Source organism: Enterovibrio nigricans DSM 22720, assembly GCF_900167155.1.
In the GTDB taxonomy this organism is placed as follows: Bacteria; Pseudomonadota; Gammaproteobacteria; order Enterobacterales; family Vibrionaceae; genus Enterovibrio; species Enterovibrio nigricans.
This window is the reverse complement of record NZ_FUXU01000010.1, coordinates 1-14,388: the sequence shown is the minus strand read 5'-3', so window position 1 is coordinate 14,388 and position 14,388 is coordinate 1. Positions and strand designations below refer to the sequence as shown.

14 protein-coding genes are annotated in these 14,388 nt (G+C 46.7%); 4 read left to right on the top strand and 10 right to left on the bottom strand.

The genetic code is table 11. The features are described from left to right. Positions 1-109 precede the first annotated feature (109 nt). The 3 genes from B5D35_RS05820 to yoaA are packed head-to-tail and all read right to left on the bottom strand — an operon-like array spanning position 110 to position 3,105. Positions 110-400, bottom strand: coding sequence for a chromosome segregation ATPase (locus tag B5D35_RS05820; protein ID WP_078751653.1), 291 nt, complete (start codon positions 398-400; stop codon positions 110-112). 50 nt (positions 401-450) lie between these two features. Then, the gene (gene tsaB / locus B5D35_RS05815) at positions 451-1,146 is read right to left on the bottom strand and encodes a tRNA (adenosine(37)-N6)-threonylcarbamoyltransferase complex dimerization subunit type 1 TsaB (protein ID WP_078751652.1); all 696 of its coding nucleotides are present in this window, start codon (positions 1,144-1,146) and stop codon (positions 451-453) included. Further along, positions 1,147-3,105 (bottom strand): DNA repair helicase YoaA, encoded by a 1,959-nt coding sequence (gene yoaA / locus B5D35_RS05810; protein WP_078751651.1) that lies wholly within the window; start codon positions 3,103-3,105, stop codon positions 1,147-1,149. A gap of 206 nt (positions 3,106-3,311) precedes the next feature. On the opposite strand from yoaA, the gene purU reads away from it, so the two are divergent. Next, positions 3,312-4,148: a formyltetrahydrofolate deformylase gene (purU, locus tag B5D35_RS05805; RefSeq protein WP_078751730.1), complete on the top strand. Its 837-nt coding sequence runs from the start codon at positions 3,312-3,314 to the stop codon at positions 4,146-4,148. Positions 4,149-4,221: 73 nt separating this feature from the next. On the opposite strand, the gene B5D35_RS05800 is transcribed toward purU, so the two are convergent. Next, a complete protein-coding gene (locus tag B5D35_RS05800) occupies positions 4,222-4,794 on the bottom strand; it encodes a VOC family protein (protein WP_078751650.1) in 573 nt (190 codons plus the stop codon). Between the two features lie 339 nt (positions 4,795-5,133). Here B5D35_RS05800 and argS point away from each other — a divergent pair, with 339 nt between their 5' ends. Both argS and B5D35_RS05790 read left to right on the top strand, forming a co-directional pair. Then, complete coding sequence (gene argS, locus B5D35_RS05795; protein WP_078751649.1) at positions 5,134-6,864, top strand: arginine--tRNA ligase; 1,731 nt, start codon at positions 5,134-5,136, stop codon at positions 6,862-6,864. A gap of 132 nt (positions 6,865-6,996) precedes the next feature. Continuing rightward, complete coding sequence (locus tag B5D35_RS05790) at positions 6,997-8,019, top strand: GGDEF domain-containing protein (RefSeq protein ID WP_078751648.1); 1,023 nt, start codon at positions 6,997-6,999, stop codon at positions 8,017-8,019. 49 nt (positions 8,020-8,068) lie between these two features. Here B5D35_RS05790 and B5D35_RS05785 read toward each other — a convergent pair whose 3' ends face one another. Then, a complete protein-coding gene (locus B5D35_RS05785; protein WP_078751647.1) occupies positions 8,069-8,671 on the bottom strand; it encodes a DUF924 family protein in 603 nt (200 codons plus the stop codon). Positions 8,672-8,962: 291 nt separating this feature from the next. Between B5D35_RS05785 and B5D35_RS05780 the strand changes: the two genes are divergently transcribed. Beyond that, entirely contained in the window at positions 8,963-9,391 is a 429-nt protein-coding gene (locus B5D35_RS05780; RefSeq protein WP_078751646.1) for an HIT domain-containing protein, read from the top strand. Positions 9,392-9,469: 78 nt separating this feature from the next. Here the strand turns inward: B5D35_RS05780 and B5D35_RS05775 are convergent, their stop codons facing one another. The 5 genes from B5D35_RS05775 to B5D35_RS05755 form a co-directional block, all read right to left on the bottom strand. Continuing rightward, the gene (locus B5D35_RS05775) at positions 9,470-9,694 is read right to left on the bottom strand and encodes a FeoC-like transcriptional regulator (protein WP_078751645.1); all 225 of its coding nucleotides are present in this window, start codon (positions 9,692-9,694) and stop codon (positions 9,470-9,472) included. Continuing rightward, positions 9,691-11,976, bottom strand: coding sequence for a Fe(2+) transporter permease subunit FeoB (gene feoB / locus B5D35_RS05770; protein ID WP_078751644.1), 2,286 nt, complete (start codon positions 11,974-11,976; stop codon positions 9,691-9,693). The genes B5D35_RS05775 and feoB overlap by 4 nt, the downstream gene beginning before the upstream one ends. Then, a complete protein-coding gene (locus B5D35_RS05765; RefSeq protein WP_078751643.1) occupies positions 11,966-12,199 on the bottom strand; it encodes a FeoA family protein in 234 nt (77 codons plus the stop codon). Before B5D35_RS05765 ends, feoB begins: the two co-directional genes overlap by 11 nt. A 509-nt stretch (positions 12,200-12,708) precedes the next feature. Further along, the gene (locus B5D35_RS05760; protein WP_078751642.1) at positions 12,709-14,166 is read right to left on the bottom strand and encodes a helix-turn-helix domain-containing protein; all 1,458 of its coding nucleotides are present in this window, start codon (positions 14,164-14,166) and stop codon (positions 12,709-12,711) included. A gap of 9 nt (positions 14,167-14,175) precedes the next feature. Then, the coding region (locus B5D35_RS05755) for an ATP-binding protein (protein ID WP_170915131.1) at positions 14,176-14,388 on the bottom strand (213 nt) is incomplete at its 5' end.

The window sequence follows — 14,388 nt, the reverse complement described above, 5'->3', positions numbered from 1 at the left end:
CGCACTCTTTTTTAGCGCGCGAAGCCTATCACAGTAAGGGTTGGTAAAGTGGTACGAGGAGTTAAATCCACACAAATTAGGGACGTAAACTTCAGTTTTTTAGGTATGCCTATACAAAAATATCAACACCAAACATGGCAATTAACTCGTCTCGCCTCGCTTGATTTTTAACATCCATATAGGCCTCTAACGCATTTCTGCTACGGCCATCGGGTAAATCATAGTGGATCTGCTGATGGGCTTCTTGGGCCAGCTCAGGATTTCGGATACCGCGTGATACCGCTTTCGCCACCAACGAAGGCTTGACGGTCTCCGTATCATTCTGGGGCTGTTCCGGTTTTTTACGTTTTGCGTTGTTAGTGCGCTGAACGTGTTGCGGTAATCCTTGGATTGATACCATCGCTGACCTTTTTCAATAGTTCGCCACGCGTTATCAAATGGCGAGGAAGCTTATTCGCGACCAGGCAGCTTTTTCCACGCAACCGTGTCACGAAGGTAAACAGGACTCGCGTTCTCAGCATCGACAGCTTCGCCGCGCTCAAGCGCACAATGCGCAAGAATAAGCATGTCTTCAGATTCTGGGTAAAGAACGCCACTTTCCGATACTGCTAATTGTAGCTGGCCTGTCAATTCAGGGTAAGCTTGCCACCCTGTTCCTGCTACATACCACTCACCTTCACCACAATTTGGTTTGAACATTTCAGGCGGTAATACGGCTTCTGAAACCACTGTTGACCAGTCACCATTTTCAAGACGTTGGTAGCCACCTACATAGATCTCGTTCATTCGCGCGTCGATAGTAGACAGCACCTGTTGAGCACCGTTTAGACGGTAAGCTTGCTGTGCCATTGCGGCCAACGTTGATACACCTACCATCGGTAAGTCAGCACCAAATGCAAGGCCTTGGGCAATCCCGATACCGATACGTACACCGGTAAAACTACCTGGACCACGGCCAAATGCCAGTGCATCCAGTTGGTTCAGGGTCAGCCCAGCTTCCGCCAATACGCTATCCACCATGGGTAAAATTTTGGTGGTGTGTTCACGCGGTGCAATTTCACAGCGAGCAATAATATCGTTGCCAACTTTAAGGGCGACGGAACAATTTTCGGTAGCCGTATCAACGGCAAGGATCTTAGATGTCATTTACACCTCAGGTGCGGCAAGACTGTCTGCCACATCGTTATCGTTTATTTCTACTGCAGCGAGAAATTCGCTGACTTTACCCAAATCCCGCGTTCGCGGAATGGGTGGCAAACTGCGCAGAAACGTTTGGCCATACTGTCGACTCACCAATCGGTTATCACAGATGATCAGTGCGCCGTGGTCTTTTTTGTCTCGAATTAGACGGCCAACGCCCTGTTTCAATGTGATGACCGCATCGGGGATCTGCACTTGAGCAAACGGGTCGCCCCCTTGCATACGGCAATCTTCAATTCGCGCTTTTAACAGCGGATCATCAGGTGCAGTAAAGGGCAATTTGTCAATAATAACACAGCTGAGTGTCTGGCCTCTAACATCAATCCCTTCCCAAAATGCGCCTGTCGCTACCAACAGGGCATTTCCCAGTTCCAAAAACTCAGCCAACAATTGCTGCTTGGATGTTTCACCTTGAACCAATACAGGCAATGCCATGCGCTCACGAAAACGCTCAGACAAATCACGGACCATTTGGTGGGACGTACAGAGGAAGAAACAACGTCCGTTGTTTTGCTCTATCACAGGCTGAAGCATATCCACCAGCTTGTCGGCCAGGCCATAACTATTAGGTTCAGGCAAAAAGCGGGGCACGCACAGGATGGCCTGTGACTCATAGTCGAACGGACTTGGTAAGGTGAACTGCTCGGCAGGCTCTAATCCCAAACGATGGCTGAAATGGCTGAAATCATCGTTGACTGCCAGTGTTGCGGAGGTAAATATCCACGCGCCTTGCTGTTGCTGGATTTGCTCTCTGAATTTCTCTGCCACTGAAAGTGGCGTGATATTCAGGCTAAAGTGCATACGGCTGCACTCGTACCAATAGGAGTAACCTGGAATACTGGTATCACTGAGACGATCCAAGCGTGCTTTGAATATCGTCGCGCGATCAAATGCCGCATCCAGCAGTTGGCAACGCCCCAGCGAAAGCTTAATCACATCATGCGCTAAATCTAACGCGTCTTTCAGGCGCACCATCTCACGCGACACAGAGGGGGATGTCGATATCTCTCGCCAGTTGCCACGGAAACCCGGTTCTCCCAAAACAATTCGCATATCAGAGGCCGCCTGAGACAAGCGTTCAGCCACTTTCTCTAGTTGCTTGGTGTCGCGAAGTTCGGTGCGATACGCGATATGAATATCTTTCGCCAGTTCTTGAAGCTGTCGACTAGACAGGCTTTGGCCAAAATACTGACTGGCGATATCCGGAATTTGATGCGCTTCATCAAAAATGAAAACTTCAGCCTCGGGAATTAACTCTCCAAATCCCGTTTCTTTGATGGCGAGATCCGCTAAGAAAAGGTGGTGGTTCACCACGATCAGATCCGCATCCATCGCGCGCTTACGCGCTTTCACAACAAAACAATCTTCATAGCTTGGGCATTCTTTTCCCAAACAATTGTCGTTCGTCGAGGTGATAGTGGGAATGATGGGGCTGTCTTCAGCCAAATCTGCGCATTCACCCAGATCGCCCGTTTTGGTTTCAGACGACCAGCCTCGCACTTTCACAAGTTGCGAGAGCAAGGTCGGATCAGCTTGCCCATCATGATTTTCAATGATCTGTCGAGATAAACGCTCTGGGCACAGGTAATTTGCGCGCCCTTTCAATAGCGCAACTCGCCCTGTGAAACCCAACGTATCGACCATAAGTGGCAAATCGCGATGAAACAACTGCTCCTGAAGGTTTTTGGACCCCGTACTGACGATGGTTTTCTTCCCGCTCAGTAACGCGGGTGCCAAGTAGGCGTATGTTTTGCCCGTACCCGTTCCGGCCTCAACCACCAGCTGAGATCCCTTTTGAATTGCACGTTCAACGGACAACGCCATGTCAGTTTGTGGCTGGCGGGGCTGAAACCCTTTAATGGCTTTTGCCAGCGCACCCTCTGTGGAAAAAACCTTCGAAATCATTGTTCATTTATACAGTATTGGAAAGCCTTGCATTATGCCAACAAACACTCTTCACTGCCATTGATCACGTTGATTGTTGTTTTCTTTGCGACCTTCATTTGCACATTTATTCCGCGCAAATTCAGTGAGTTTTTGACCTAGAAGCAAATTAAGAGTAAAACGAGAAGCAATACATGACGATGTTTTTATGTGAGATTCACGTTTCTATGGAAAGAAAAATTCTGCTGACGGATTGCCCTGACGCCCAAGGCCTCATCGCCAAGATCACCAACATTTGTTATAAACACCAGCTTAATATCATCCACAACAACGAGTACGTTGACCATTCCACTGGGCAGTTTTTTATGCGCACGGAATTGGATGGCATCTTTAATGACGCCACTTTCTTAATGGATATTGATCAAGCGCTGCCTACAGGTAGTCGCCGTACGTTGGTAGACACTAAACAACGTAAGCGTGTGGTGATCCTAGTGACCAAAGAGTCACACTGTCTCGGCGACATTCTGATGAAGGCGTATGACGGCTCGTTGGATGTGGAAATCTCTGCGGTAATAGGTAATCACAATAACCTTGCAGCGCTAACGGAAAAGTTTGATATTCCTTTCCACTTTGTCAATCACGATGGATTGGAAAGAGAACAGCACGAAGACAATATCACCGAAATTATTGAGTCTTATGCGCCAGACTACATTGTCCTCGCCAAATATATGCGGGTACTGACACCGAAGTTTGTCGCGCGCCACCCTCACAAAATCATCAATATTCACCACAGTTTCTTGCCTGCTTTCATTGGCGCTCGTCCCTATCATCAGGCTTACCAACGTGGTGTGAAAATCATTGGTGCAACCGCCCACTTCGTGACCAATGATCTCGACGAAGGCCCCATCATCGATCAGAACATTAAACACGTGGACCATACCTTCAGTGCAGAAGACATGGTAAAAGCGGGCCGCGATGTCGAAAAAACAGTCTTGAGCAATTCACTGCACATGGTGCTAGAAGACAAGGTTTTTGTTTACGGCAACAAAACTGTCATTCTATAGCGGACCACTTAGCAATCAGTACATAGTGATCTAAAAAGGGGCTTTCGCCCCTTTTCTACGCTTCGATCTCTTTTTATTTTTCGCTTTCAATCACTTGTTCAAGTGATACAGGGTGTAGCTTGACGCACACACCTTTATATTTAAATGCTACTGTCGGGTTGGATAAACGTTCCCCCTCACCAGATGGCGAGCTCAGTTTTACCTTTACACCCAAAGCGTTGAGTTCTGACCAACCTGTTTTCAGTTCAGGAAACGTCTCAAACACATCTTCCAAAAAGGTCTCTGGTGTCGTCGCTTTCGAAGGAATCACCCATTCGGCATGCTCCCAACCTTCTTCCGCATACACTTTGTCCCCAGGATAAGGCAATTCAACACATTGTGTTTGCCACACGCCAAAAGCCAACGGTTCTTTGGCTTTTACGACCACAATTGGCCTACCATTGATTGTGTTTACCGATAATTCTTCAGACTCTTTCAGCCACGCCTGATGCAATGACTTAGCCAACGCGAGATCATTGACACGCAGCGCAATATGATCAGCCTGATAGGCGGTTAAATCCAAACCAAGGGTGTCGAGCAAGTTCAACATACGCTCAGAAAATTGTGGCAATGAAGACTTTAAAGTGGCAATGGTTAGCACAGACATTTACTTTCTCTGGGTCGTGTTTTTAGAGGCGTAATGTACCACAGCCTTGCCCGTGATAAAGACGCAAGCAGATTGATAAATACCATATCCCCGCTACGACTGCCTTCATGGCACTTAAATAATAGGATTTCGTAGGATTCAGCTTTTAAACAGTTACCGTTTGTGGGTATTATTGCGGATGTCTCTGAGTGCTGAAGTCTCATAGCTAAAGCCGTCAACCATGCCCTGTTTGCACTCGCTTGCATTGGGTATTGTTGACGGATTTTTCACTTTAGCGTCAGACAAGTTCAGTTGAACCGGCAACGCACTCTTGTCGGGAAACAAAATTAAGGTAAACAAGTGAATATTCAAGCCCTTCTTAACGATAAAGTCGCTGCGGCAATGGTTGCAGCAGGTGCACCTGAAGGTAGCCCAGCAGCAGTTCGTCAATCTGCAAAAGCGCAATTCGGTGATTATCAGGCTAACGGCATCATGGGCGTAGCCAAACAACTGGGTTGCAACCCTCGCGAATTCGCTCAGAAAGTGCTGGATGTTCTTGACCTGGAAGGCGTCGCTTCAAAAACTGAAATCGCAGGCCCTGGTTTTATCAACATCTTCCTAAGCCCTGAATGGCTAGGTGCACAAGCGGATGTTGCGCTGGCTGACAGCCGTATTGGTGTTGCACTGGCCGACAAACAAAATATTGTTGTTGACTACTCCGCACCAAACGTAGCGAAAGAAATGCACGTTGGTCACCTGCGTTCAACCATCATCGGTGATGCAGTTGTGCGTACGCTGGAATTTCTGGGTCACGATGTCATCCGCGCTAACCACCTGGGTGACTGGGGTACACAGTTCGGTATGCTAATTGCCAACCTTGAGCGTCATGAAGCACAAGGTAGCGACATTTCAATGGATCTAAGCGACATTGAAGGCTTCTACCGCGAATCTAAGAAGCTGTACGACGAAGACGAAGAGTTTGCGAAAACTGCACGAAACTATGTTGTACGCCTGCAAAGTGGTGACGAGTACTGCAAAGAAAAATGGCAGCAACTGGTTAAAATCACGCTAGAGCAAAACCAGCGTAACTACGACCGCCTAAACGTGTCTTTGACAGACAAAAACGTAATGGGTGAAAGCATGTACAACGACATGCTTGCCGGCATCGTAGCAGACCTTAAAGAAAAAGGCCTGGCTGTGGAAGATGACGGTGCGATGGTTGTGTTCTTGGATGAGTACAAAAACAAAGACGGCGAACCGATGGGTGTCATCATCCAAAAACGTGACGGCGGCTTCCTGTACACCACCACTGACATTGCATGTGCAAAATACCGCTACGAAACGTTCAATGCGGACCGCGTGCTTTACTTCATCGATTCACGCCAGCACCAGCACCTGATGCAAGCATGGACCATCGTTCGCAAAGCAGGCTACGTACCTGAATCAATGAGCCTTGAGCACCATGCTTTCGGCATGATGTTGGGCAAAGACGGTCGTCCGTTTAAGACGCGTGCTGGCGGCACTGTTCGTCTGGCCGATCTTCTGGATGAAGCAGAAGTGCGTGCAGCAAAACTGATCGAAGAGAAAAACCCAGACCTGTCTGCAGAAGAGAAAGCGAACATCGCTGAAACTGTGGCAATGGCGGCGGTTAAATACTCTGATCTGTCTAAGCACCGTACCACTGACTACATCTTCGATTGGGACAACATGCTAGCGTTTGAAGGCAACACGGCACCGTACATGCAGTACGCGTACACCCGTGTGACATCAATCTTCAACAAAGCGGGCATCGATGCAAATGCTCTCGAAGGCACCATCATCATTGCCGATGAAAGAGAAAAAGCACTTGTTTCTAAGCTGTTGCAATTCGAAGAAGCCGTTCAATCTGTAGCGCGTGAAGGTCAACCACACATCATGTGTGCTTATCTGTTTGAATTGGCGGGTTCTTTCTCTAGTTTCTATGAAGCGTGCCCTGTTCTAAATGCAGAAGGCGAGACAAAGCAAAGCCGCTTGAAGTTGGCAGCGCTGACCGCAAAAACCATCAAACAAGGTCTTGATCTGCTAGGTATTAAAACGCTAGAGCGTATGTAATCCCTAAAGCGTAACCGCTCTCACAAAACTACTAAGCCCCGCGTCTTTATTGCGGGGCTTTTTTATGTGACATTAAATTTTAACACACCATTGATTATCATTATTGATACAAGTGATATTGGAATTTTAGGCATGAGTGAATACGCATTTTTCGAAGCTACACGAATTTTTAAGCGCGCGGTGCCACTAATGGTGAAATACAAGGTGCCAACTACGCCGCATTATTTCTCGCTTTGGTACACCTATTGTGCAGGAACCCATCCAGAGCTTAACCAAGCCGTCGATGCAACCGTCGCCAAATTTGGCACCTGTTCGAGAGATCGATGTGACTCCCTCATCGAATCCTTTTTAATTGGTGACAGCAAAAAAGAGCTCGATAACTTTCGCCTGAAAGTTGAAAACCTTGTCGCAGACCTCGGCAATTCAATGGATACCACAGTATCTGATACCGAAGAGTTTCAAGATATTTTGTCTTCGTCCGTTACCAAACTCGAAGACGTGCAAATCAAAGCGTCTTCTGGCGCAGACAATCAGCAAGTCATTCATGAATTGCTTCAAGGCTCTCAGCACCTGCTCAGTGCAACATCCCAATATCGACTTCAAGTGACCACACAAAAAGCGGAAATTGATACGCTGAAAAAGAAGCTAGAGGAGTACAAAACGCAGGCAACCAATGATGCGTTAACTGGCTGCCTTAACCGTCGCGCGTTCGACCAACAAATGGCCGATTTCAATGTGCAGAATGTTGAAGTTAGTCTCATCATCGTCGACATCGATCATTTCAAAGCCTTCAACGATGAGTACGGTCATCAAATGGGTGATAACGTCTTAAAGCTTGTCGCCAATAAGCTTGAGAATTCGATGAAAGACTATGCATCCGTATACCGGTTCGGGGGGGAGGAATTTGCCGCTTTAGTACCCAGCGTTTCATTTAACAACGCATGGAGTATCGCTGAAAAGGCAAGGGCAACACTCGAACGACTGTCCGTGACTGATAAAAAATCGGGCCAGAAAATCAACTCGATTACAGCATCATTTGGTGTGGCCAGTCGCCTCGCGGGAGAAGACATGAGTGAATTGCTGTCTCGTGCTGATGAGGCTTTGTATGATGCCAAAGGTAGAGGTAGAAACTGCGTGATGCCTAGAACCAGATAGTCATCCGTATTGACGTCACGCGCTTATACTAGCAGAGCGCGTGATTGCTCTATTGCTTGAACCGCGCGCCACCATCCGCTAACCACTGTAATTCTTCTTCTGTGGATAGCCGCCCAAGTGCAGCATTTCGGTGGGGAAAACGCCCAAAGCGTTTCACGACATCGTAATGAGAACGCGCATGGCGATAGAAGTTTTCTAACAAGCCCGCTTCATCGTTTTCTGATACCTCATCACAAAGCTGACTGAAGCGGAAAAGTGATTCTTCCTGATCTTCCAAATATTCTGAATGTTGCAAAGGCATATAAAAAAACGCACGTTGTACTGGCACTAACGCCATGTCTTGCGCGCTCGCCATGCCTCGCTTACATAGAGCCAATGCGAAGTCATCATAGCGAAATGCTGCGCTCAAACCACGGTAGATATTGCGACTAAACTGATCCAACAAAATGATGTGCGCCAACGCGCCTTCCGGCGACGATAGCCACTGAGAAAGCTTCCCTTCCCCCGCCATACTTACATGAGGTAAGAATCTTTCTCGTATCGTGTTATCTGCGCTGTTTACACCATCGAACCACAACGCTTTAACTTCTTCATTAGGACTTGGTATTTCTGCATCACCAAACCAGAAATCAAGCACTTCGATATAATCCATTCTTCGCCCTCACGGTATTTTTCACTCGCCCTTCCCAAAGGTACGGCGACGTCATCCCAGACGTAGTGTGCAAGCTCCTTTGCATTCATTGGGTATACACTTTTAGACTAATCCGCTTTTTGATTCATTGAGCGTAAAAACCTTCCCTTTGCACCCTTTTGTGACATTTGAGCAACTATCACGCAACTTTACGCAACGAATTGAGTAATCCATTTCAGGGGAGTGATTTGGTTTACATTGCAGGGATTAGTCGTTACTTTTATTTGAAAATCACCAAAACAGAGACCAAAAATGGCTTTTTCACTTCATCCTCGTCTGGATGCCGATACCACTTGGCTTGGCGATTTGCCACTGTGCCGTGTGTTACTCAGTAAAGAGGACATTGGCCCTTGGCTAATATTGGTTCCGAAAATTGAAGGGATCACAGAAATCCATCATTTGTCTGAAGAAGAGCAAGTGCTGTTTATTACAGAATCATCAGCAGTAGCATCATTACTTGAGCAAAAGAGCCATCCAGACAAAATCAACATCGGCGCATTGGGCAATATGGTGTCGCAACTTCATATTCATCATATCGCCCGCTTCCAAGATGACGTAGCTTGGCCTGGGCCAATTTGGGGGAACACCAAAGGAATCATCCGCGAAGAAGCTGTTCAGAATGATGTAGCGGCTACCTGGAAACAGCACTTATCATCCATTGAACACTTTGTTCTGGCATAAAGTAATTCTGGCTCCAAATAAATTAGGCAAAAAAAAGCGCGGCTCATCCTCCGCGCTTTTTTTCTCAGTGAGTCCACGTTACTGAATAACCAATAACCCCAACTCATCTTTTTGCACCCAGTGGTAATGCAGGGTTTCTTCTCTACCTTTCCTGCGAACAGTGGTTTTCAACATGCCTTTCTTTGCCCAAACAGTCAGCATTGCGTCAACGCCATCTTCTGACAGCGAAAAAGCTTTTGCCATTTCTTTTCGCGAACAATTTGGATGATCAATAATGTACTGTTTCAGCTCAATCAAGATCATATCGCCACCGGACTCAGTTTGTTATTGCCGCTTTTCGCGTACCGTTTTAGCCCTACAACAGTAAACAGCATGATAGCCACACTTCCCACTATCCAAAGTGCGCTTGGCAACGGTGTAACAGTCAGCATCATTGCTTGGTAACAGATAACCGTAACCACCACCGCCAGTAGCATCGTCCACCCGGCAATAAAGCCTGCAAATGGGCGACCAAACTCACGAACATACGCCCCCATTGCAGCTACACATGGCGTGTACAACAAGATAAAGACCAAGTAAGCAAATGCACCTTCAACCGTAAAGTGGCGGTTCAGATTCGCGAAGATGCTCATATCTACGCCTTGATCTTCGGCCACGGCTTCTTTATTCGGCAAATCACCCACATCAATACCCAGTGGATCAGCGTAGTTGAGCCCCAACAAATTATCCGGGATTGTCTGCAACGCTTCTTTCAAACTTGCCACTAAATCGAATTCTGGTGCTTGTTCACTTTGCGTGGTCGAGTACAAGCTATTTAGCGTTCCAACGACGGCTTCTTTCGCAAAGATACCGGTGATAATACCTACCGTTGCCGGCCAGTTGTCTTCTTCAATACCGATGGGTGCGAAGACAGGGGTCACGAATTGTGCTGCTTTCGACAACACTGATTGCTCTGAATCTTGATGTCCAAAAGAACCATCCGTGCCGAGTGAGTTCAAAAAGCTCAGAATCGTCACAACCACCACAATGGTTTTACCCGCACCCAAGACAAAACGTTTCAGTTTGTGCCACGTTTTCAAAGTGACATCTTTGACACGAGGCCATTCGTAGCGAGGAATTTCCATTAACATCGCATCGCTGTCGCCAGGGAGGAGGGTATGGCGCAGTACAATGCCCGTGAAGATCGCCACGGCAATCCCCATTAGATAAAGCAGAAACACGACGTTCTGACCATTTTCAGGAAAAAATGCCGTCGCGAACAAGGCATATACTGGCAATCTCGCACCACACGACATAAACGGGGCCATGGCCGCAGCCAAGCGACGTTCTCTTTCCTGATCTAAGGTACGCGTTGCCATAATAGCGGGTACGTTACAGCCAAAACCAAGCACCAAAGGAACAAACGCTTTACCTGGCAAACCAATTTTCTGCATGGCTTTGTCAAGAACAAAGGCCGCTCGTGCCATATAACCAGAACTTTCCAGTAATGACATAAAGAGATACAAGCAGGCGATCACCGGGATAAACGTTGCTACTGTTTGAATACCGCCGCCAATGCCGTCAGCAATAATCGTTACCAGCCATATTGGTAAATGGTTATCCAGCAAATGATGACCACCATCGACCAGAACTGCACCTACGCTGATGTCGAAGAAGTCGATGAATGCACTACCAATGTTAATCGAAAACATGAACATCAAATACATCACACCGAAAAAGATAGGCAGGCCTAAATAGCAATTCAAAACGATGTTATCAATGACGTCAGTGACTCGCGTCTTTAGTGGTACAACCTGCGTTTTTACACTGTGACAGATTTCGGCAACGCGCGTGTAGCGGACATCGGCAATCATCAAATCCAAATCGACGTGGTTTTCTAATTCGGCGATGACATCCGCAACGTATTGCTGTGTCTTTTCATTCAGTTGATTCAACAGAAGTTGGTCACCCGCCAAAAGACGAATTGCATTTGCTCGCGCGTAATCCAAACCTTGTATTTTGATGTGGGCTGATAAATCAGAGATCGCAGCCTCAATGTCCTTGCCATAATTCAGCGCGGTCGGTGTTACGCCTTGGCTGATGCTTGAGATATCAGCAAGTGACGTTTTAAAGTTTTCGACTGATTCGGGCAAAGTGGCGGTAACCGTCAGAACTTCACATCCAAGCACATCGGACAGGGCTTGGGTATCAATATGGAATCCTTGCTGTTCAACGATATCCATTTTATTGAGGACGACGACCATCGGGCGACCCAGCTCGCGCAGTTGTAATGTCAGATATAAGCTTCTTTCCAGTGCGCTTGCATCAATCACATTCACGACGAGGTCACTTGGCAGTGTAAAGAGTGCTTTTACTGCAATTGATTCATCTAAGCTATTCTCACCATCAGCATGGTCAAACGTATAAATACCAGGCAGATCGGTCAGAGAAAAAGTGTGATCATTGAGCATTGCACGGCCTGTCTTCTTATCGACCGTTACGCCTGCCCAGTTGCCAATCTCCTGACGGCTACCTGTCAGTCGATTAAACAGCGTTGTTTTACCGGAGTTCGGATTACCAACTGTCAGCAATTCTTTATTCAACATTTGCTGTAACCTCAATATTCGCTGCGAGGCTCAAACGAAGCGCGATATCGCAACCTCTAACCCTTACCTGTATTGGGTCGCCCATTGGCGCAAATCGAACCACACTGACGTCGGTGTCAGGCAGCACGCCCATGGCCATTAGCTTCTTACGTGGGATCGCGGGAACATTCGACATCGAGACGATTTTACCTTTTGCTCCAGGCTTTAATTCAGACAACTTCATAGATCACAACTTAAATGAGAATCAGACACATTTGCGAGTAAAGTATTGCAAAATGTGTCACAAATAAAGTTGTTTTTGATCAAGTAAGCCCCGAATTGAATGTCGCGCAGTCAACATTCACGTTTAGAGTCGATCGTTAAAACCGTTAATTCTCACGTTAAATACGTAAAAAACCAGCCATTTTCGCCGGAATGCAACAAGGTCCCTTTCCCGAGTATGTCCATTACAGAACCGTTGAAAATTCGTCAAAATCGTTAATTGCCACTGTCAAAGCTTTGACGGGGCGGTGTTTTTTTCGACGCGTAACAAAATTTAGGCGGGTTTTTCATGGAATTGAAAAAATGGCGGGAAATTACTATCGAGGAGAGCGGATAAAACGATTAAATGAATTCAAGTTAAACGGAACCAAATTCCAGATGGTGTGTGGACCTCCCACATACCTCCGGCAGCAAGCGAAGGTGTCTTTGACGCCCGTGGTATAGTCCGATGGCTATACCACGCTCTTTTTTTTACACACTCTTCTCTTCAAATCTCTCTCTATATTGCGTTGGCATACAGTCAAATCTTGCTTTGAACGATTTCGAAAAGTAGGACGGCTCGTTAAACCCACAAGCAATTGATACATCGGATACCTTTTCGCCTTTAGCAAGCAAGTGTTTAGCATTTTCTAAACGAGCAGAAATCAGAGCCTCTTTGAACGTATAACCAAATACTGCCTTAAACCGACGCTGTAAACTTCTTTCTGATATAAACAGGGCACCTGCCAGAGACGATGTCGAATATTCAGGGTCGCCATAATGCTTATCTATCTCACCTTGCACATTATTCTTCCAAAGCTCATCATTTGCCACCAGCGCCTTCTGGTCGTGTTGTGAGGCGATCTCACGAAGCTCTATGGTGGGTTCTAGAGCCATTTCAGGAAAATGAGGTTTAATTACACTGACGAGATCCGCACTATCCGTTTCCTCAGCCAGGTGCACTTTCTCAGTGATATCTGGAGAAAAAAGGTTTATTTTTGACACCCTTTTTGCGCTCTTCTTATGAAAATAAAAAAAGCATAACCAAGCCATGGCAAGAATGCTGACAATCATAACACCAAGTTTTTCATACCATACTCTGACAACGGTAAACGAAAAAACTTGCCGCTGTGTTTCTTCTCCGCCAGTGGATTCTTTTAGGACCAGTGTGTAATCACCAGAATCTAACGCAGAGAAAATCAGCTGATTATCTTTCGTTTTATGCCAAGTATCTTTCCCTCCCCCCTCTAATTTGTACGTTACCCCTTCTCGAAGATTGAAAGGCATTTGGCTGATATCAATTCTTGCCGTTGATTTAGCGAGCACGGAAAACAGCGGAGTTTGACTCAGAGGCCCCAAGCTATAAGGCAAATCATCAATGTACACTGTACTGACAAACGATGGCCTTAGCGGCAAATTGAAGAGCTTATCAAGCGTGTTCGTTGATAGATAAAACACACCCAAATCACCTGCAAAGTAGACGGCTTGCGTACTCATTTCGCAAAAGTATCTGACAGACTGCGAAGTAAGCTGAGTGGTCAGTACGCTTTGTTTTAACGTGTGCCCCTTGTATTTCCTAAAGACACCATTCGTTGTTATGTAAGTGATCGCCTCATCTTGCACATATGCACAAAGGACCCTACCATTTTCGAGGTGGTTTAAAATAGTCACTGCAGGCGCTTTCTCTGTCATGGAATAACGCAAGACCCCGTCGCTTGCCACCAGCCACAAATCCCCTCCATCACTGACACTGAGTGACTTAACCGAACCAACCTCACCTTTTGAGATTATTTCTTCAAAACTGCCATCAAAGTAGCGAATAACACCATGCGTTGTGCCCAACCAAATACCGTCCTCGTCTAGATCGACAATTGATAACAGACGCGCTGTCAACGCCGACTTAAAACTGATCCACTTAGCGACGCTATCGCCGAAGTAAAATTGACCCACCCATGGTAGTTATCCCTGCCTCTCCGATTCATTTTGTAGAACGGTTGGCACTGTCCCTAACGCCCTTTTCCCTTTTAGCCGATAACTCTCTCCACTTATCTGAATGATGTGAGAGTGATGAAGCAGTCGATCCAGCAGTGCAGCCGTGAGTGTGGTGTCATCAGCGAACGCATTTGACCATTGTGAGAACGGTAAATTGCTTGTGACAACCACGCTGCCCTG

What these genes read in the sequence shown, in the direction of transcription:
- B5D35_RS05790 (WP_078751648.1), top strand. Translation starts at nt 6,997, where the DNA reads ATGAGTGAATACGCATTTTTCGAAGCTACACGAATTTTTAAGCGCGCG.
- B5D35_RS05820 (WP_078751653.1), bottom strand. Translation starts at nt 400, where the DNA reads ATGGTATCAATCCAAGGATTACCGCAACACGTTCAGCGCACTAACAAC.
- feoB (WP_078751644.1), bottom strand. Translation starts at nt 11,976, where the DNA reads ATGTTGAATAAAGAATTGCTGACAGTTGGTAATCCGAACTCCGGTAAA.
- purU (WP_078751730.1), top strand. Translation starts at nt 3,312, where the DNA reads ATGGAAAGAAAAATTCTGCTGACGGATTGCCCTGACGCCCAAGGCCTC.
- B5D35_RS05765 (WP_078751643.1), bottom strand. Translation starts at nt 12,199, where the DNA reads ATGAAGTTGTCTGAATTAAAGCCTGGAGCAAAAGGTAAAATCGTCTCG.
- B5D35_RS05785 (WP_078751647.1), bottom strand. Translation starts at nt 8,671, where the DNA reads ATGGATTATATCGAAGTGCTTGATTTCTGGTTTGGTGATGCAGAAATA.
- B5D35_RS05775 (WP_078751645.1), bottom strand. Translation starts at nt 9,694, where the DNA reads ATGATCTTGATTGAGCTGAAACAGTACATTATTGATCATCCAAATTGT.
- B5D35_RS05780 (WP_078751646.1), top strand. Translation starts at nt 8,963, where the DNA reads ATGGCTTTTTCACTTCATCCTCGTCTGGATGCCGATACCACTTGGCTT.
- yoaA (WP_078751651.1), bottom strand. Translation starts at nt 3,105, where the DNA reads ATGATTTCGAAGGTTTTTTCCACAGAGGGTGCGCTGGCAAAAGCCATT.
- B5D35_RS05800 (WP_078751650.1), bottom strand. Translation starts at nt 4,794, where the DNA reads ATGTCTGTGCTAACCATTGCCACTTTAAAGTCTTCATTGCCACAATTT.
- tsaB (WP_078751652.1), bottom strand. Translation starts at nt 1,146, where the DNA reads ATGACATCTAAGATCCTTGCCGTTGATACGGCTACCGAAAATTGTTCC.